At 57.4% G+C, this 19188-nt stretch carries 17 protein-coding genes; 12 read left to right on the top strand and 5 right to left on the bottom strand.

Going from position 1 to position 19188, the window contains the following annotated elements:
• Positions 1–899: 899 nt before the first annotated feature.
• Positions 900–2177, top strand: coding sequence for an autotransporter outer membrane beta-barrel domain-containing protein (locus SIB46_RS03840; protein WP_413297229.1), 1278 nt, complete (start codon positions 900–902; stop codon positions 2175–2177).
• Positions 2178–2454: 277 nt separating this feature from the next.
• Positions 2455–2973 carry a hypothetical protein gene (locus tag SIB46_RS03835; protein ID WP_413297228.1) on the top strand — a complete coding sequence of 173 codons (519 nt, stop codon included), beginning with the start codon at positions 2455–2457 and terminating at the stop codon, positions 2971–2973.
• A 147-nt stretch (positions 2974–3120) separates the two neighbouring features.
• On the opposite strand, the gene SIB46_RS03830 is transcribed toward SIB46_RS03835, so the two are convergent.
• Entirely contained in the window at positions 3121–3819 is a 699-nt protein-coding gene (locus SIB46_RS03830) for a cupin domain-containing protein (protein WP_413297227.1), read from the bottom strand.
• Between the two features lie 271 nt (positions 3820–4090).
• Between SIB46_RS03830 and SIB46_RS03825 the strand changes: the two genes are divergently transcribed.
• The 4 genes from SIB46_RS03825 (at position 4091) to SIB46_RS03810 (ending at position 7636) form a co-directional block, all read left to right on the top strand.
• The gene (locus tag SIB46_RS03825) at positions 4091–4948 is read left to right on the top strand and encodes an SDR family oxidoreductase (RefSeq protein WP_413297226.1); all 858 of its coding nucleotides are present in this window, start codon (positions 4091–4093) and stop codon (positions 4946–4948) included.
• A 119-nt stretch (positions 4949–5067) separates the two neighbouring features.
• Positions 5068–5586, top strand: a complete 519-nt coding sequence (locus SIB46_RS03820) for a hypothetical protein (protein ID WP_413297225.1) — start codon at positions 5068–5070, stop codon at positions 5584–5586.
• Between the two features lie 107 nt (positions 5587–5693).
• The gene (locus SIB46_RS03815; RefSeq protein ID WP_413297224.1) at positions 5694–7259 is read left to right on the top strand and encodes an APC family permease; all 1566 of its coding nucleotides are present in this window, start codon (positions 5694–5696) and stop codon (positions 7257–7259) included.
• Positions 7256–7636, top strand: a complete 381-nt coding sequence (locus SIB46_RS03810) for a DUF1824 family protein (protein WP_413297223.1) — start codon at positions 7256–7258, stop codon at positions 7634–7636. The genes SIB46_RS03815 and SIB46_RS03810 overlap by 4 nt, the downstream gene beginning before the upstream one ends.
• Positions 7637–7647: 11 nt before the next feature.
• Here the strand turns inward: SIB46_RS03810 and SIB46_RS03805 are convergent, their stop codons facing one another.
• On the bottom strand, positions 7648–8088 hold the full coding sequence (locus SIB46_RS03805) for a DUF6561 domain-containing protein (protein ID WP_413297222.1): 441 nt from the start codon (positions 8086–8088) through the stop codon (positions 7648–7650).
• A 122-nt stretch (positions 8089–8210) separates the two neighbouring features.
• Between SIB46_RS03805 and hemC the strand changes: the two genes are divergently transcribed.
• Entirely contained in the window at positions 8211–9164 is a 954-nt protein-coding gene (gene hemC, locus SIB46_RS03800) for a hydroxymethylbilane synthase (protein ID WP_413297221.1), read from the top strand.
• Positions 9165–9168: 4 nt separating this feature from the next.
• Positions 9169–10698 carry a carboxypeptidase M32 gene (locus SIB46_RS03795; RefSeq protein WP_413297220.1) on the top strand — a complete coding sequence of 510 codons (1530 nt, stop codon included), beginning with the start codon at positions 9169–9171 and terminating at the stop codon, positions 10696–10698.
• Here the strand turns inward: SIB46_RS03795 and SIB46_RS03790 are convergent.
• Positions 10679–11536, bottom strand: a complete 858-nt coding sequence (locus tag SIB46_RS03790; RefSeq protein ID WP_413297219.1) for an NAD(P)-dependent oxidoreductase — start codon at positions 11534–11536, stop codon at positions 10679–10681. The two genes, SIB46_RS03795 and SIB46_RS03790, sit on opposite strands and share 20 nt — an antisense overlap.
• A gap of 116 nt (positions 11537–11652) precedes the next feature.
• On the opposite strand from SIB46_RS03790, the gene SIB46_RS03785 reads away from it, so the two are divergent.
• The 4 genes from SIB46_RS03785 (at position 11653) to SIB46_RS03770 (ending at position 16482) form a co-directional block, all read left to right on the top strand.
• A complete protein-coding gene (locus SIB46_RS03785; RefSeq protein ID WP_413297218.1) occupies positions 11653–12075 on the top strand; it encodes a glycine zipper 2TM domain-containing protein in 423 nt (140 codons plus the stop codon).
• Positions 12076–12112: 37 nt separating this feature from the next.
• A complete protein-coding gene (locus tag SIB46_RS03780; protein ID WP_413297217.1) occupies positions 12113–12403 on the top strand; it encodes a 4a-hydroxytetrahydrobiopterin dehydratase in 291 nt (96 codons plus the stop codon).
• Positions 12404–12414: 11 nt separating this feature from the next.
• Complete coding sequence (locus SIB46_RS03775; RefSeq protein WP_413297216.1) at positions 12415–13119, top strand: LuxR C-terminal-related transcriptional regulator; 705 nt, start codon at positions 12415–12417, stop codon at positions 13117–13119.
• A gap of 132 nt (positions 13120–13251) precedes the next feature.
• Positions 13252–16482: a glycosyl hydrolase family 18 protein gene (locus SIB46_RS03770; RefSeq protein ID WP_413297215.1), complete on the top strand. Its 3231-nt coding sequence runs from the start codon at positions 13252–13254 to the stop codon at positions 16480–16482.
• A 6-nt stretch (positions 16483–16488) separates the two neighbouring features.
• On the opposite strand, the gene SIB46_RS03765 is transcribed toward SIB46_RS03770, so the two are convergent.
• Together SIB46_RS03765 and SIB46_RS03760 are read right to left on the bottom strand one after the other, a co-directional pair.
• The gene (locus SIB46_RS03765; RefSeq protein ID WP_413297214.1) at positions 16489–17487 is read right to left on the bottom strand and encodes an HlyD family secretion protein; all 999 of its coding nucleotides are present in this window, start codon (positions 17485–17487) and stop codon (positions 16489–16491) included.
• Between the two features lie 32 nt (positions 17488–17519).
• Positions 17520–19088 (bottom strand): MFS transporter, encoded by a 1569-nt coding sequence (locus SIB46_RS03760; protein ID WP_413297213.1) that lies wholly within the window; start codon positions 19086–19088, stop codon positions 17520–17522.
• Positions 19089–19188 lie beyond the last annotated feature (100 nt).

The raw sequence follows: 19188 nt of genomic DNA, 5'->3' as shown, positions 1-19188 counted from the left end.
CTCCGTCGCGTCTCTGCGGCAATGAGGCTCGCTTTTTTATGCATTTATTTGCTACAGCAATCCCCTGGCTAGGGGCTTGCTGGCTTTACAGAACCACTCTTTTTGGGGAAGTGCTGAGGTGCTCTCGCCGCTTGCCTCTGAGGCCTGGAGGACGCCTGAGGGATGAGGAACAGTGCTGGCTTCGTGGTGGCGGAATGCTCCCCTCGCTGGATGAGCCAATAAGTGCAAGATTGGCGTCAGTTAATAGCCGATTAGTTGATTTATGCCTATAAAGCCAAGATCTTCCGATGTGAACGGTGAATACCAAGCAGCAACTCACTCTTGCTCAATCCACTTCTGAGTCCACAAAGCGGAGAGCAAACAGCTTGAATCAGGTTAAAGGGTTCGGCATTTGTTTGGCTTTAGGTTCTCTGGTATCCGCCAATGGTGCTGTAAAAGCAACAGAAAACTACAGCACTTTTGAATACAGCGGAACGACTTATTGTATTGGTCTGGAGACAGGTCAATATGCATATTCTGGTAGAAATAATGATGTGCAGCAGCCATATGCTTCAAGTCTGGCAGCTGCTGGAAATCCTCCTAGACAGAATTACTGGACTCTTGATGATGCGGCATGGGGTTTCTCTACAACAAGGGCTGGGGAAACCAATGCATTCGCCAAAGAACTCAGCAATGACGTCCTCTTTCAAGACATGTTCGTGGCAACAGGGATTGGAGCTGGTAATCAAATTCGCGGATTCATGAGTGGTGTCTTTAAGCCAAATGTCACACACGGAGCTCCAAGAGTTGTAACCATATCAGCGCTCTACAACGTTGATGACAGCAACTGTGTCGGTGGCGATGGCCTGATCAATATTGACGATGCATTACGCGAACTTCCCGCAGGCTTAATTGCAAGATTGCAATCCCGTCTTGCAGGGACCACCCGAGCTCAACGCCTAGCAGCGCTTGGCCGCTTCATCTCAGCAGGCCTGCTACCCAGAAACGTTATCGCTGCTGGTGGTCTCGCTACTCAGGCCTACGTCAACGATCTCGCCGACACCATCCTTGAGCGGCTTCCCTCACGTCAATTTCAAAAGCTACAAGTAGAAGAAGAAATCACAGAAGTTGAAATCCAGGACACCATCACAGAGCCCGTGCGTGGCCTCTGGAAAACCTCTGGTTCAGCTGAAGTCGACATTGAAATCGCCTCCATCGAAATGGATGGCGACATCTACGTCGATGACCCCAACCTCACCTCCATCTACACCGAGCCCAATGGCACACGCGCTTGGGTGCGTGGCTTTGGTGGCTCCATGAGCCCCTATGACACCGGTGGTGCTTACGGCAAGCGCGGTCTTGTCTTCTACGACGACGTCTACAACAACTTCTATTCCACCCACAGCGGCCTCGTCGTTGGTGTTGACACCTCCCTATCCGAGAACGTCCAACTCGGCATCTTTGGCAACTACGGCAACATCAACCTCACCCAATTCGCTGGTCGCGATACCGGTGGGGGTTCCTGGAATCCCAACGGCTATGGCGGCGGTGTCATGGCCAGCTATTGGGCTGACAACTTTTACGTGCAAGGTGCTTTTGGTGCCACCGCCTTCTCCGGCGACAACAAGCGTCAGGTCAAGATCGGCACGATCGTCAACGAGACCTACACCGCAACCAAAAACACAACCTCCTACATGGGCACCGTACGGGTTGGTGCTCCTTTCACGTGGGGCAGCGCAATTCTCGAGCCACAAGCCACCGCCATCTGGAATGGCAACGAGGACGCCTCCTACACAGAGTCAGGGCGTTACCGCGGCTTTGCACTCAAGCTCAACTCCTACTCCGACAACTTCCTGCGTACAGCACTCGGCGCCAAGCTCGCCTGGCCGATCAAGCAGGGCGAGCGCAAGCTGATCGTTCCCAATATCAAAGTCGCTTGGCTCGCGGATTGGGACACCAACAACGGAGCCGTGAAGTTCAAGCGGGCCCATACCCGCACGGGACGCAAGGCTCGCACCGCTGAAATCCCTTCCAACCAGGACACCCAATACGGCGTGCTCCTAGAAGGCGGCGTTGATTACGCCATCGCCCAAGGGCCCACCACCGCCTGGAAGCTCTATGCCAAAGGTGGCGCCAAGCTCTGGGTCAACAAAGCAGCCGACTGGCGCACCTCCGGTGGCATCACCTTCCAGTTCTGATTTGGGTGTCTCATAACTGCAAAGGTCTATGGCTCCTATCTCAGAGGGTCATACATGCTTCCTATATCAGCGAGTCTCCGTCGAGTCTCCGTATCTAAGCCCTTGGTATGACTGGGTTGATGATTACATCAAATAGTCAGCGCGATTCGCTGATGACATCTCACGGCCCTCGCTTCGGCGGGGGCTTTTTGTTGGTGAGTTGCTGACTGTTGATGGGACCTTTTGGGTCAATAGGGGATCGCCATTGCTACCAAGCCGATAACGGGTCAAAGAACCAATGCGCCGCGTCTTCTTGGCTTTGGCTGCACTCATGCTGTTGGCTGATGCTCCAGATGCTTCCGGCCAGTCAGTGGATTTCAGCAGTCGTGAGCTGTCATTGGGCGATGAGTTGCAACAAGTTATTAACTCCAAGCGACTACAACTAGGTCAGCCTGAGCTCCAGTCGTTAACGAATGAACTAGAGGAGGCGCAGCTGATCTACAGCGATGCAGTGCTGAATGAGTTGCTAAGAGGTAATGCCTGTGACCACGACCGCCGGGACTTCACAGCTCTTCAACGGCTGATAGCAACCTCTCCAAAGCCGATTGATGTAGCTACTCCAACTAGCGAGGTGATTGGTTGCCCTAGCCCTACACGCGGTTGGAGCCCTCGGCTTGAGGTGGAGCTTTGGCGTCAATCGCCGCATCACGATCACATCTTGTTTGAAGAGCAAGACCATCGCTACATCGGTTGTGCGGTTAAGCAGGTCAGCGGCCAAACTGCAGCACTGTGCACGCTTTGGTCCCCTAATTCTTGAAATGAGATGGCCACTGCTTTGGCTGGGGCTTTTTGTTGGTCCACTTGGCTGCAGTGGTGAACTTTGCATTCAGTAATCACGATTTCTTGAGTGATACGCCAGCGGCTGTTGGGTGTTTTGGGAGCTGCTTCCTTTGGTAGATAATTTTCAGTGCGGGTGTGGCGCACCATGGTGATGCAATCCATGTCCATAGCCGCCTTTTACGAGCGCATAGGCAAAGCGGCTTTCGTCAAAAAGTGGTTCACATCCAGGGGAATCATCAGGCAAGATGCTGGACCAATGGGGTTTCATCCCTTGAACGCCAGCAATGCGAGCGCAGAATGCAAGAGGTGGCAGCATCAAATTCTGAAGCCAGACTGGTGGGTCTGTAGCCCTTAGTTCATCACGAAATAGCCAAAAAGTAGCGCCTAATTGCAATAAATTTTTTGGAACGCCGCTGTCTCTGTGGGGTAGCTCCTTCCCTATGCCAGCCAAGGCATCGTGAAGTTCAGCGCTTTTGCATGCAGGCCGAAGTTCAACAACTCCATGGATCAAAGAGCCGCTTCTGTTCTCTTCGGCATGGACAGCTCCAGGTGGAACAACTGCCGTCTCTCCAGCTTGAAGAGTTACTTCTTTGCCGTCAACAATTAATACTGCTTCCCCGTCGAGAATTGTGAATGTCTCACTGCAGCCAGGGTGTGTATGAGATGCGATTTTTCCGCCAGGCTCATCTACCCAGCGGAAGCGTGTCACTGAGCCAGCGGTTTCACGACCAGTGAGGACATACTGAATGTGTTCTCCAGTCGCAGGGTTGAAGGTGGCACGGTAACGAGAAATACCATTCTCTGGGATTTTTAAAATAGTCATCTTTCAGTGGTGCTGTTAAGTCTGGCTTAGCCAAAATCAGGTTTACTGGCAGTTTTGTGCGCAGGTCTGAATTGACTGGTGGGTGAGGTTGGGTTGCCTTTGTGGGCGTGGAACTCAGCACATTTTGGTCTCAATGCATACTCTATTCCCGAATTCTCGGGGTGCTTTTTTCTGGCTATATCAAGGGAGATTGCATGGCTTTGCGGTAGGGCTAGTCAAGGCACCGCCTCATGAGCTTGTCGTCGGCTTCTTTCCTTATCGCTGAGAGACCATGGTTATGCCCCAAGGCATCCCTGAGCCGGTTGTTATTACCGGTGCCTCTGGACAGGTAGGACGTGCTCTGGCTTCTGAACTCCAGCGAGCTGGCATCAGATCTAAGGCGCTGGTGAGAAAGCCTGCAGGCCTGCGTGACTGCTTGGAATATTGCGATTGGATGTCGTCTCCAGAGGCTGAGAGTGCTCTGGCCTCAGCTGGGGCTGTGGTCCATCTAGCTGGCAATCTCAAGCCGGCAAATGGCGACTACACCAGCGCGAATTTGAAAACCACTCAACGCGTTGCTAATTCGATTTCGCCCACTTGCTGTCGCCGGCTGATTTTTTTGAGTTTTCACGGGGCGAGCATCAGTTCTAAGAATCAATATTTGGCTAGCAAGGCTCAGGCGGAAGACATCCTGCTCACAGCTGGAGTGCCGACAACAATTCTGCGTTGTTGCCACATCGTTGGATCACCTACGCATCCTGGCCCAACGGCAAGCAGCTTGATCGCTGGCTCTAGTGGAGTGGTCAAGCTGATAGGGAGCGGCTCACAGCGCTGGGCACCGCTTGCTTTGCGGGATGTTGTTGCAGCCATCATGGCTTCTCTAGTGGGGGAGCATGACGGCTTGTTTGACTTGCAAGGCCCTGAGGTCATGGAGCTTGATGAGTTGGTAACTGTTCTGAATCCTGGAAAACGTCTACGCCGTGTGCACATTCCAGCTCCATTTGCACATCTGCTTCGCTTCACGGGTTTGCCTGAAGCATTGATTGAGGTGATGCTTTCTGATTGTTTCAGTGATCCCGGCGGTTCAGCGACCAAGGCATTGTCAATCTTGGGGATCGAACCCACGTCACTTGGTCAGCAATGGACCTGATTCAGGTACCTGATTCGACAGGGAGGCTTTTTGATATGTTAGCCGCAGTGGTGAAGTTGAGATATGACTTGTGGCATTGCTGTCTGAGCTAGGCATCATGAATGTGGATTCAGCCTCCTATGAACCCAGTTTTGTTCATTGTTGTCCTATCTCTAGTCATTGCTAATTGCTTGTCTGCAAGATCGGAAACTATTAATTTCACGACCCGAGAGATCTCTTTGGGGCTCTCGCTTGAGAAAGCCATCAATAGCCAACGAATACGAGAGGGAAAGTCAGCACTCGAACCCTTAACTGTTGATCTCAACAAAGCACAGCTGATTTATAGCGAACATATTCTTAGTGGACTGTTAAAAAGTGATGACTGCGATCATGACTACAGAGATTTTCGGGCGCTCCAGCAGCTCGTTGAGACCTCTCCTAAGTCAATTGCTGTAGCCATTCCAACTAGTGAAGTAATTGGTTGCCCAAGCTCTACTCGTGGATGGAGTCCCGAGTTAATGGTTCGACTTTGGACGCAGTCGCCCCAGCACAATCAAATCCTTTTTGAAGAAGCTGGGCGCAGCAATATCGGCTGCCAAGTAAAACAAAGGCGAGGTCAAACCGCAGCATTGTGCACGTTGTGGGTTCCAAATTCTTAGGACAACAGCCTGGTTCGTCGAGAGTTCTTTTTGTGCCTCTGACCAGCTGCAAGCGAGGTCAACTCGGTGTTTGTTGCCATTGTTGGTGCAGGTGATGGCTGGCTGCCATGGAGCTTCGCCGCGATCTGGGGCTCAGAAGCCTCACCTTGGCTGTGGTCACCGGCACGATTGGCTCCGGTTGGTTGCTGGCCTCCTATTTTGCGGCCCGCAGCGCCGGTGCCGCCAGCCTGCCGGCTTGGCTCATTGGTGGGGCGATCGCCTTTTTGCTGGCGCTGGTGTTTGCTGAGCTGGGCTCGCGCATCAACAGCTCAGGAGCCTTGGCGCAGATCCCTTTGCTCAGCCATGGCCGCCTTTCGGGCTTCATTGGGGGTTGGAGCATCTGGATCACCTACCTTTGCGTGCCAACCATTGAGCTGTTGGCGATGATCGACTACCTCGCTAGCAGCGTGCCCTGGCTCACCAAAGATGCTGGCGGTGTTCAGGTGCTCAGCGGTTTGGGGTTGGCAGTGGCCATCGCCTTGATGCTTCTGTTCACTTGGATCAACTTGCGCGGAGTGGCAAGCCTGGCGCGCTGGATTGATTCGATCACGATCTGGAAATTGATTGTGCCGCTGGTGGTGGCCATGGTCTTGATGGCTCTCAGCCGCCATTGGGGCAATCTCGCTATTGCTGTGGGTACGCCAACGGCTGATGACGCGAATACCGGTCTGCTCGCTGCCGTGGGTAGTGGCGGAATCTTGTTCTGTTTGCTGGGCTTTCGCACCGCCGTTGATTTAGCTGGTGAGGTGCGCAACCCGCAGCGCAATGTGCCGCTGGCAATGGCACTCGGTTTGGGCATCAGCCTGCTGATCTATCTGGTTCTGCAGCTCTCATTTCTGGTGAGCGTGCCGCCTGATGTACTCACTGGTGGCTGGTCCAACCTCAGTCTCACGCAGCACGGTGGGCCGTTGGCGGCGCTCGCCATTGGGCTTGGCTTGGGCTGGATGGTGGTGATCCTGTTGATTGATGCGGCCCTCTCTCCCAGCGCCACCGCCATGGCCTATCTGGGGGTGTCAGCTCGGATCAGCTGGATGATGGGCCGCTGCCGGCTGCTGCCAAAACCGTTTGGGCACACCAATCGCCGCGGTGTTCCCGATGTCTCGATCATCGCCAGCTTGCTGGTGGGCTCGGCGATGTTGCTGATTGGGGCTGGATGGCAACAGGTGGTGTCGTTTTTGACGGCAGCTCAGATGATTGCTCTGGCCATGGGCCCTCCCAGCCTGCTCGCTTTGCGCCGGCAACTCCCCGATGAAACCGGGCACTTCGTGGTGCCGTGGGGAACGGCAACATCGGCATTGGCCTTTGTTGCAGCCAGCTGGGCGGCCATGTGGTGCGGCCGTGTGGCGCTACAGGGGGCCGTGCTGGCTATTGGGGTGCCGAGCTTGATCTATGCCCTGTATTGCTGGCGGCGCGGGGCAGCCATTGAGATGCGCTCTGGGGCTTGGTGGGCCCTTTATCTGGGTGTGTTGCTGCTCGATCTGGAGCTGTTCAGCCCCGGGCAGCCCTTGGCGCTCGGCACCATCGCCCATCTGTTGGTGCTGGCAGGGCTATCGCTGTTGGTGCTGCCGATTGCGGTGCGCACTGCCCTGCCGCAGATCTCCCCTGATGCTCTTACCAATAGGCTCGATTCATGAACCTCGACGACTTCCGCGAGCTGCGCACAGCTCCTGAACTCAGCGCAGAGCAGCGCCAATCGCTCCATGCGCAACTGCGTGATCGCCTCAGCGCCTGTGAGTGGTTCACCGTTGGCGTGATGGCCGACAGCGCTGAAGAGGCCATTGCCGCATTGCGCCAGCTCGAGGCTGCCTTGGGCTGGGATGCCCTGAGCCTCGGCGGTGAGCCGTTGCCAGAAGGTGGCGTGTTCCTCAAAGGCAACCAACGCAATGGCACCGCCATGGTGCGCGCCGAATCTGGCTTGGGCCTGGGAATCTTGATCAGCGGGCAAGCGCCCAGCAACCCGGATGCGGAAGACACCTGGGGCCCACTGCCGCTGGATTTCTTTGCGGCTTAAGCGATTGGCGGCTAACCGCCTTCAACGCTGTCGGTGAAATCTTGAAAGGCCTGCTTGAGGCGCTCCAGCGGAGATGCGGCTTGGGGCACCTCTTGTTTGCTCTCTTCGCCGTATTGCGAAAGCAGCGCTGCTGCCGGCTCAAGCAAGGAGGCCACAGCGCTTTTAAACACCACCAGATCCTGCTGCGGGGTGAGCTGATCCAAGAACGGTTGCAGCGTCCAGCCGTCTTCTTGCTCTTGCACCACCCGCGGGCGCAGCAATTGAAACGCTGGCTGGCCGTCGCGGTCGCTGGTGTGGCGCAGCCTGGCGATCAGCACGGTGCCACTGCTCATCAGCACCAATTTGATCGTGCCTTCTGCCAGCAACGGAATCGGTGCTTGCAAGGGCGCAGCCGACTGCGTAGCAGCCCGAGCCGGGGTGGACTGAACCCCTTGAACCACCGGGCCAGGCATGGCGGATGCAACAACTGTTGCAAAGCGTATCGACGCTGGGGCTGTTTTGGGTCTGGATCCAAGGGCCTGCTGCGTAGGGTGGAGGGCGCTCGAGGGCTGCTGCAGCGCCCTGTTTCCCCTGCATGACGGCCTCTTCTTTGCGTATTGCCTCTCGCCGCAGCCAATTGGCGATGGTTCAGACCGAGTGGGTGCGTGATGAGCTCGCCAAAGCTCACCCCGGTCTGGAGATCAGCATCGAGGCGATGGCCACCCAGGGCGACAAGATTCTCGATGTGGCTCTGGCCAAGATTGGCGACAAGGGACTGTTCACCAAAGAGCTAGAAGCTCAAATGCTGGTGAACCGGGCTGACATTGCTGTTCACAGCCTCAAAGATCTGCCCACCAACCTTCCAGAAGGGCTGATGCTCGGCTGCATCACCGAGCGGGAAGATCCTGCGGATGCCCTGGTGATGCATGCCAAAAACAAAGACCTCACCCTGGCCACCCTGCCTGAGGGGGCCGTGGTGGGCACCAGCTCCCTGCGCCGTTTGGCCCAGCTCAGGTACCACTACCCGCACCTCACCTTTAAAGATGTGCGCGGCAATGTGATCACCCGCCTCGAGAAGCTGGATTCCGGCCAGTTCGATTGCTTGATCTTGGCGGCAGCTGGTTTGGGCCGCCTTGGCCTGGGTGATCGCATCCATGAGCTGATTGATCCTTCGATCTCCCTGCATGCCGTGGGCCAAGGCGCCTTGGGCATCGAATGCCGCGATGGTGATGCGGCTGTTCTCGAGCAAATCAAGGTGCTAGGGCACCGCCCCACCTCCCTGCGTTGTTTGGCTGAACGTGCGTTCCTGCGCACCTTGGAGGGTGGTTGTCAGGTGCCAATCGGCGTTAACACCCGTTTTGAAGGAGATGAGCTGGTCCTCACCGGCATGGTGGCCAGCCTCGATGGCAAACAACTCATACGCGACGAGCTTCGCGCCCCTCAAGATCAGGCTGAGGACTTGGGCAATCGCTTAGCTGAATTGCTGCGCAGCCAAGGTGCTGGCGAGATCCTCGCCAAGATCTTTGCTGAAGCCCGCCCTGAGGCCTGATGGCATGACAAGCGGTCCTGCAGCCGAGCAGCTCAGGAGCTACTTGCATCAAACCCGTCTGCTGAATTCGATCAGCAGCGCGCTGTATTTCGATCAAAACACTGTGATGCCAGCGGCTGCAGCCAGCTGGCGCGGTGATCAATTGGCCCTGCTGGCAGCTCAAGCGCACCAGCGTCAGAGCTGTCAGGACTACGGCGATCTATTGGAGGCCGCTGAAGCTGAAGCCACTGGTGCTAGCCAAGCCAGCGGGGATGCAGCCCATCAGCGCAACCTGGCGTTGCTACGCCTGCAGCTGGAGCGCAACCGCTGCCAAGACAAGGAGCTTGTTGCTGCCTTGGTGCGCGCCCAGTCCCATGGCAATGCCGTTTGGCAGGAGGCCAGACGGCTCAACGACTTCAGCCTGTTTGCTCCAGCTCTTGAGCACATCATTCAATTGCGCCTCGAGCAGGCCAACCAGCTGAAGGCGGCTGAACCGGTTGAGCGCAGCCCCTGGGAAATCCTGGCGCAACCGTTTGAACCCGACATCAGCAAGCAGCGGCTTGAGGTGCTGTTTGATCCATTGCGGCAGCGCTTGCCGGCATTGCTAGCGCGAGTACCTGCCGCTGATGGGGCGGCTGCGGAGTTGCCGGAATCGCTGCAGGAGCAGCTCAGTATTGATCTGCTTGAGAGCTGGGGTTACGACAACCAGCGCTGCCAGCGCTCCCGCTCAGCCCATCCCTTCTCCTGCACCTTGGGTCCGCAGGACTACCGCATCACCACACGCGTGGTGGCCGGCCAACCTTTCTCCTGCTTTTTGGCCACGGCCCATGAATGGGGCCATTCGCTCTATGAGCAGGGCCTGCCGCACGACCAGCCCCATGCGTTCCCGTGGCCGTTGGGTGATGCCACTTCGATGGGGGTGCATGAATCCCAATCGTTGTTCTGGGAATGCCGCGTGGCGCGCAGTGAAGCCTTCGCGCGCCGCTGGCATTCGCGTTTCTGCCTCGGCCTTGGCTCCGATCCTTGGGGCGGGCCTGAGCGTTTCTGGAAAGCGCTCAATCCCTTGCAGCCGGGTTTGATCCGCGTGGAAGCCGATGAGCTCAGCTATGGGCTGCACATCGTGATGCGCTACGAGCTGGAGTTGGCGTTGTTGGAGCAGGGGCTGCCGGTGGCGGAGCTGCCGGAGCGTTGGAATCACCGTTTTGCCGAGCTACTCGGTCACCCCCCCGACAGCGATAGCAATGGCTGCCTGCAAGACATCCATTGGGCTGAAGGCCTGTTTGGCTATTTCCCCTCATACGCCCTGGGTCATCTGATCAGCGCTCAGCTCAGCGAAGCCATGGAGCGAGATCTGGGATCCCTGCCCGAGCTCATTGCCGCAGGCCAAGAGCAGCAGCTGCGCCATTGGTTAGCCGCGCGGGTCTGGCCTTTGGGCCGCTCGGTGAATGGTGAGCAATTGGTGCAGCAGGTCAGCGGAGAGCCGCTCAGTGCCGCTCCCTTCCTGCGTTATCTGGAAGAGAAAGTCGAGCGTTTGCTCAGTGTTGAGCCTGGGTGAGCTCATGCAGGGCGCAGTAATCCAGCCCATCGATCGCATCGCCTTGGGCTTGTTGCAGCAGCTCCAGGATTCCTTGCAGTCCTGAAGCATTCAGGCCGGCCTGCTGGCTGGCTTGCAGGAACAAGCCCAGGTCTTTGCGCAATAGCGCCGTACTGAAGTTGGGGTTGTCGTAGTGCTGATCCAGCATCCGCTGCAGTTTTTTGTCGTAGGTGGGGGCGTACACCGCTGATGGCCGCAGCACTTCCATGAACTCGCCGGTGGAAACGCCTTGGGCCTGCACCAAGCGCAGGGCCAGTGAAAAGCCATGGGTGAGGCTGGCGATCAATTGATTGAGGGCCAACTTGCTGGCCATGCCACTGCCCACAGGGCCCATCAGCCGTGGTTCGGCTGACAGCGTTTCCAAGATCGGCCGTTGGCTCTCAAACACCTCAGCGCTCCCCCCTGCCATCACCAGCAAGCTGCCCTTCAGGGCTTCCGGCCGGCTGCCCAGCACCGGGGCCTCTAGGTAGTGGCCGTTCTGCTGGCTGATTTGTTGTTCAAGCGCCCGGCTTTCAGCAATGGCCAGCGTGCCCATGCCCATCACGCAGCTGCCCTGGAGATGGCCCAGCTCCTGCAACACCTCGGCGCTGGCCGGGCCATCGCGCAACACGCTGATCACCGTGTCGCAATCAGCGGCCCCATTAGATAGTGAGCTGATGGCTTGGCCGCCAGCCTCCAGCAGGGGTTGGCATTTCTCTGGAGTGCGATTCCACACCTTCAAGCTGTGGCCCTGCTCCAGCAGCCTGCGGCCGATGGCGCCCCCCAGCAGGCCAGTTCCAAGCAGTGCAATGCGGGCCATGGCGCAAGATGTGACAGTGATGTGACAGCAGACGCATTCCCCCGCACATCAAGCGCCGAGGGGATGCAGCTCAGACGCACGTTTGGCGAACAGTAGTCCTGCGTTTCATCACAGCCATGCGCTTGCTTCGCTTTGCTGTCCCCTTTGCGGGAACCCTGAGCTTGCTGGCCAGCAGCTCGCTGTTTGCCGCTGCTGAAGCTCACCCCAATCATCATTGGCAGAACCGCCGCGCCGCCCTTGAGGAGATGCCCGTGGTGCGTGATTACCCCGACGGTTATGGCACCGCGGCTCAACTGCCGGTGCGCCGAGCTCCGCTGCGCAGGGTCGCCCGGAGCGGGCAAGTTCTTGATCCTCAGGCGGCGCAACGGCGCTGCAACATCGGCCGCTTGATCGGCGGCCTCGCTGGCGGTGGCTTGGGCTATGCCGCCTCACGCGATGACGGCCGCGCTTGGGCGATTCCGCTGGGTGCCCTGTTGGGTTCCCAGGTGGGGTGTCCTGTGGCCCAGGGCCAGGGGCCGTTTGGTGGGCTTGGTTATTAACGCCTGGCTAGAACCGGCCTAAAGCTGCATTGGCTTGATGGCCGCCCATTTGCTCAGCGCAACCGAGTGCGATGCCTTGCTGGCTCAACGGCCCCACTGGTCGGTGCAGCAGGGCAAGTTGCACCGGGATCTGCAATTTGCCGATTTCTCCGAGGCTTTTGGCTTCATGGCGCGGGTCGCGCTGCTGGCCGAAGCCATGGGCCATCACCCGGAATGGAGCAACGTTTGGAACCGGGTCAGCATTGATTTGGTCACCCATGACTTGGGCGGTATCTCCAGCCTTGATCAACAGATGGCTGAGCGCGTTGATGCAATGGCCGCTGGCTGATCAGGCAAACCATGCAGTTCCGCGTCGATGCTGAGATTCAAGCGTTAACCCGGGATCTGCAAGCTCTGGCCATGGATCACCGCATTGTGGTGTGTACCAACAATCGCCCTTATGCGATTGCGATGGCCACCAGCTTTGCCTGGGCCAGTGCCAGCCATCCCGGCCAACTCCTGGGCATTTGCACCAAACCGGCTGAGGCGTTGGCGTTGCTGCCTGATGAAGCCCAGCCGGTGTTGGCGTTTGTCAGTGAGCATCTCGATGACGGTTCGGGCTTGGAGTTGGTCAGCCAGCTCAAAGCCCATGCCCCTGCAGCTGGTGCCATGGCCACAGTGCTCACCTTGGAATCGCTGGATGCCGCGACGGTGCGCCGGGCATGGCAAGGCCCAACCGATGCGTTGTTGACGCAGCGCGGCTTGCAGGTGTCGGTGCTTGTCTCCGCTTTGGAGGCGTTGATGCAGGGATTGCGCTACGCGGGCCCGGTAGCCAGCCACGTCCTGCGCGATGGCCCTGAGCGTTCTGCTCAAGATCTCAGCAGCCGGGAGCACAGCGTTTTGGAATTGGTGTGCGAAGGCTTCACCAACCGCGAGATTGGCCAGCACTTGCACATTGCTGAATCAACCGCGCGCGGCCATGTGCAGGCGATTATCGGCAAGCTGCATGTGCGTGATCGCACTGCCGCTGCAGCTGAAGGTATTCGCCGCCATTTGGTGGATTGATTCAGCCAATCTGAGTGTTAGCTGAGAGCGGTCTGTGTGATGGCTTGGATATGACCAAAGCCATCTGAAAACCCTTCATTTGGAGGGTTCTGAGCGGTGCTCGATCGCCGCAGGCTGTGCGGGGTAAGCGCCTTGAAGGCTCCTCTTATGGCCGATAGCCAATCACAAGTTTTTGACGTCGATCTCACCGGTGGGGTTGTCACGATTTCTGATTTCGATCCCCTCCGCGGCGATCAACTCGATTTTGGCGATATCTCTGTTCATGGCCTGATCCTGGGCCAATTGGCTGATGGCACGGCGATCATCACCAGCCCCTGGAGCACCAGTAACTACATCGTTCTCGAGGGGGTTAGTTGGACTGATCTGACGGCAGCCAATTTTGTTCCTGTGGGCAATGAGCACCTGCGCCAAGACATCGGGGCGGTGCTCTCCTGGGAGCAAGATCTCGGCCCCCGCGATTCAGACACCGTCTATCTGCGTTCCCATGAGTACGGCGTCCAGGAGCGGGTGGAGAACTTTGACCCGCAAACCCAGAAACTCAACTTCCTTTATCTGGGAACCCGCGAGCGGCTCAGCGTTGAAGACACCAGCGAAGGCCTGCTGATTAGCACGGAGCCCAGTGGCCAGAGCCTGTTGTTGGTGGGTGTGCTGCGCACCGATTTGGTGGCGGCCAATCTCGAGTTCCATCACGACCAGGTGATGGAAGACAACCTCGAAGAGCCCTTTGGCTTCTCGCAAGATGCGGTGAGTTTGGTCAGCCGCCAGGAGCTCTTCACACCACCAGCTCCTGAGGGGGAAAGCACCGATGGACTGCAAGTGCGTAGTGGTGAGCCTGTACAAGCGGCTCCAGAGGTGGTGATCACCGAGGTGGATCACTCCAGCCATGGTCATGACCATGCGATGGAAGATCACGGTGTGATGGAGGCCATGGCTCAGCCCACTGAGGCGTTGATGCTCTCGGTGAGTGGCTCGTTGTATTGGGGCGGCATGGGCGGCACGCTCACCATTGCCAATGCTGGTGATCAAGCCGTTGAGGATTGGTCGGTCAGCTTCCTGACCCGGCATCAGGATTTTCAGAGCTGGGCTGGGGATGTTGCTGTCGTTGAGCTGGAGCCAGGCCTGTATGAGCTGACGCTCACCCCGGCCAGCTGGAACAACAGCATTGCGGCGGGGGGCAGCCTCAGCATTGATTTCAATGCCACCAGCGTTGGGCTGCCGAATGCCGGTGCGCTCACCAGTGAGCTCTTTTTTGCGGCAGATCCCAATACGGCGATGGCTGCCTCAGCCTCAGAGCCTGCCGGCGATTCACTCGAGGTGGTTGAGCCTGTGGCCTCGCCTCAGCCCGTTGAGCCGATCGAGCCCATTGAAGCCGTCGTGGATCAAGCCCCTCCTGAAGTCGTGGAGGAGGTCACCAGCGAGCCTGTGGCCAGTACTCCAATAAACCCTGATCAAGATGTCTCCTTGCAGGTGAGCCTGGGCGACAGCTGGAGCGGCACCTACAGCGGAACACTTGAACTGAGCAACACGAGCAGCGTTGCTTGGCCTGCTGGTTGGAGCGCCACTTTCATCAGCTCTGATCCGCTCAAGCAAACCAGCAATCTCAGCCTCGAGCAGGAGCTCTTGGCTGATGGGCGCTATGCGGTCACTGTTTCAGCGGCGAGCTGGGCGGCTGATCAACCGTTGGCCGCTGGCGCATCGGTGAGTTCCTACTTCCAAGCCAGTGGTGATCTGGCGGGCCGCACCACTGACGAGCTGTTTTCAAGTGGTTCTTTGCTGAGTTCTGATTTGGCCCAAGCGCCTGTTGTTGAGGCTGTACCTGAGCCAATTAATGAGCCCATCGCAGAGTCCGCACCTGAGCCCGCAACAGAGCCAGTTGCTGAGCCCAGTGCAGAAGTCATCGAGGAGCCAGTCCAGACACTCGTGCCGGAAGCGTCCTTGGAAGCACCTCTCGAGCAGATGCCCACGATTGAGCCCGATCAACCCGCCCCAAGCGATGGCATGCGCGTCGTCGGCTACTTCGAGGAGTGGGGCATCTATTCGCGCGATTTCACCGTTGCTGATGTGCAAGCCGCCGATCTCACCCACCTCAACTACAGCTTCTTTGACGTCAAAGCCAACGGGGATGTGACCCTCTTTGACTCCTATGCCGCCACCGAGAAGCGATTCAGCAGTGATGAGCAGGTGAGCCGCACCTTCTCAGCAGCTGAGTGGGCTGGGTTGGAGGCTTCCCGCCGTGAGGCCTATGGCTCGAGTGGTGATTTCACGCTCACCGCAGCTGCTGATGGCTCCGTCACCGTGAAGTCGGTGCCGATGGACTGGAACACCCCTGGTGCCTTGGCCGGCAACCTGCGCCAACTCGAGTTGCTCAAAGAGCTCAACCCCGAGTTGAACCTTGGCATCGCCCTCGGTGGTTGGACGCTCTCCGATGAATTCAGCCTGGCGCTCGACGATGCCGCTGGTCGAGAGGCCTTCACCAGCAACGTGATCGACACGCTGGAGCAGTACAGCTTCATCACCACCGTTGATTTCGACTGGGAATACCCAGGTGGTGGTGGAGCAGCTGGCAATGCCGTCAGTCTCGATGACGGCGCCAACTTTGAGGCCACCCTGCAGCTGTTGCGTCAGAAGCTCGATGGACTGGAGCAGAGCAGCGGCCAGAACTACGAGATCTCCATCGCCACCGCTGGGGGCGCCGATAAGCTGGCCAATCTCAACCTGGAGGGGATCGACCCCTACGTCGATTTCTACAACGTGATGGCCTATGACTTCCACGGCGGCTGGGAGTCGAGCACCGGGCATCAGGCCGCGATGACTGGCGATGCCGGCGGCTATGACGTGCTGACGGCTATCGATCAATTTGACCAAGCCGGCATTGATCGCAGCAAGGTGGTGTTGGGCGCTCCGGCGTACACCCGCGCTTGGGGTGATGTGACCGCTGGTGATGACTACGGCTACGGCGAATCCGGGGCCGCCAGCAGTGCCAGTGGATCGTTTGAAGCGGGCAACTACGACTACAAAGACATCCTCAACGGCGTTCAAGACAGCAGCTACACCTTGCTCTGGGATGACGATGCCAAAGCGGCCTATGCCTACAACTCCGATGCCTTGATCTGGAGTTCGATGGAAACCACCGCCACCATCGCTGGCAAGGCCAGCTATGTGGAAGAAGCCGGGCTTGGCGGAATGATGTTCTGGGCCCTCTCCAATGACGCCAGTGGCGATCAGAGCTTGATTGGCGCGGCCAATGATGTGCTGATGGGCCAAGCCACAGCACAGCAGGTGGCTGATCGCGCCCCAGGCTTCGATCAAGTCATCGGCGGTGATGGTGTCTTCGCACTCACCGACTTCACTGGCCTGGCCTGAGTTAGCTCAGAAGGTGTTCACCGTCGCGTAGGCGGTGGCACCAGCCCTGAGCGGGTGCTTGTCGTTTTGCTCCAGCTGAATGCGCACCGGAAAACGCTGCGGCACCTTCACCCAGTTGCCCGTGGCGTTTTGTGGTGGCAACAGCGAGTAGTAAGCGCCGCTACCGGCCGAGATGTTGATCACTTTCCCGGTGAAACGGTGACCCGGGTACATGTCGAGCTTGATACCGGCATTCATGCCGGGGCGGATGCGGCGTATTTGGTCTTCTTTGAAATTGGCATCGACCCACCACTGGCCGTTATCAACCAGTTGAAATAACGCCTGGCCTGGTTTGACGTACTGGCCGACGCGAATGCTGAAGCTGTTGCTGATGTAGCTATCCATCGGCGCGTAGTAACGCGTGTAGTTGAGGTCGGTCGTGGCTGAGCCCAGTTCGCTGCGGTGAGCTTTGATGCGCGCTTGCTGTTCCTCGATGCGTTTTTCCAGGCGTGTGATCTCCGCTTGGGCCCGTGCCACTTGGGCATCGGCTTCCAGGGTTGAGGCTTGTAGTTCCTGCTCCTTTTCCAGCGCCACCACCTGCTTGCTGAGCAGGTAGGCATAACGCTTTTGGTTGAGGCTGACGATCCAGCGCGCGGCCTCGTTGTTTTTCAGTTCATCACGAGCCTTGCTGAGCTCCTGTTTCATGCTGGCCAAACGTGCCTGGCTGGCATCAAGCTGATTCCGCTTGGTGTCAACAATGAGCTGCAAAGGCCGAGGCTCAATTTCGTAAATCAGCTGGCCTTCTTTCACATACTCATTGGGCTGCACATGAATGGTTTTGATGTAACCCGCCACATAGGGCGCCACCGTGACGGTGTAGGCGTGCACGTAGGCGTCAGGGGTATTAGGGAAGTAGTGGCCGTAGACAAAAAAGATCGACAGGCCAGCCACAGCTGTGCCACCTAACAGTCCAGCAACCTTGATCAGCTTCTTGTTTTTGTGGTCCAGCGAATTGGCTTCTGCCATCGTCCAAGGCCCGCTGGCCCCGATGTGGACCTTCAGACGCTAGGCGTCTGGCGGGGTTTGTCTTTGGCTTCTCGGTGAAGAAAAGGAAGAATGCCGAATCCAATCAAGAGGAAGCCCGTCAAGGTGGCCTGGTTGATGTAGGAGACCACCTCGGCTTGTCTGGCCAGGCTGTGGTTGATCAACTCCAAGGAGGCCTGGCTCCAGTGGCTGGCATGGATTCCTTCGGTCAAGTGGTTCTTGAGCGGCTCTGTGAAGGCTTCAAGCCCGATGCTGTCGTTTTGGATGTGGGAGCGGAAACGTTCCCAGCTGCCCTGGGTTGAAACTGTCTGAATTGCGCCACTGACTCCCCCTGCCATGGACTTAGCGAAATTGGTGCCAAAGAAATTGACGGCGCTGGCGGTGGTGGTGAGTTCGGCGGGCACCGTGGCGAAAGCCATCAGCAGCTCATTGAAGATCAGCCCGAAGCAGCAGCCAAGGCTGATCAGTTGCAGGGTCAAGTTGTGATTGCTTTGGTTGGATGTGGTGTGCGCCATCCACAAGGCTGTCAGGCCAAAGCCAAAGGTGCCGATGCTGGAAAAGATTTTGCGGGTTTTGATGCTGCGAGCGATGTAATAGGGGTTGATGCCTGGTGCAAATAGGTAAATAGTGGCGGTCGATGCAATCGCAAAGAACACAAATGGTGTGGCGTAGGTGCCTACTGTATTTCCAATCACCATCTCCATGAAGTGTGGGACGATCGCGAAGATTAAAAAGACAGCAAACAGAATCATCGTTATGTTCGAGCAGCTGATTACAAAGTTGATGTCGCTAAAAACTTTTGGATTAAGCAGCGGTGGTGAACTGACGAAGCGGATAAAAAATAGGATGATATGAATGAGTGAAAACGTTAATAAGATGATGTAGAAGCTGCTTTGAAACCATTCTTGTTGGTTGCCCACCACCAATGAACAGCTAAAGATTCCGAAACCAGCGCAGATCAAATAGAACGTCAGCCAATCGATGGCTTGGTTCGGATCGCCTTCATCAGATGGCATGTAGCGAATGATCAGCACCCAGGCGCTAAAGAGCAGCAGAGCCAAGCCGGCGTAAATCAGACGCCAGCTCAGATACCACGTGGTGTAGGCCGCCAGTGAGATTCCCACGGTGGCGCCAAAGGCAAAGTTGACGACGAACAGGCCTTTGCCGATCTCGCTGTAGGGCTTACCAATGCCGCCATTGAGGTATCCCCCAGCTAGGGCAGCGCAAACCGCTGCCCCAATTCCTTGCAAGACACGGAAGCCAATAAAAACCAAGCTGTCCTGTGATACAGCTGCACCGATCAAGCCCACGATGAAAATCGCTGGACCGATGAGGGCCATGCGTTTTTTCCCGTAGCACTTACAGAGATTGCCAACAAAAGTGAGCATCAACGCCAACGGAATCAAGAAGGCGTCCATGTACCAAACGCTGTGGTACGGCGTTCCTCCTAGATAGCCCCGGGCGTAATCATGCGCGGGCACACCCACCACGCCGGTGATGATGAAACACAGCATCAGCACCATGAAGGCGGCTGTTAACACGCCTCGGTTGGTGAGCCAAAAAGAAGCGCTGTAGCTGACCATTGTTCGGCACGTTAGGGGCCGTTTGCAGCTTTGGCTTGCTGCTGCCGCCGTCACGAATCCCTAGCTAGGGGTATGGCACTGAGTTTTTCCTATGGCACGT

Source organism: Synechococcus sp. MIT S9452 (assembly GCF_047304245.1).
Taxonomy (GTDB): domain Bacteria; phylum Cyanobacteriota; class Cyanobacteriia; order PCC-6307; family Cyanobiaceae; genus RCC307.
This window is presented reverse-complemented; position numbering and strand designations above follow the sequence as displayed.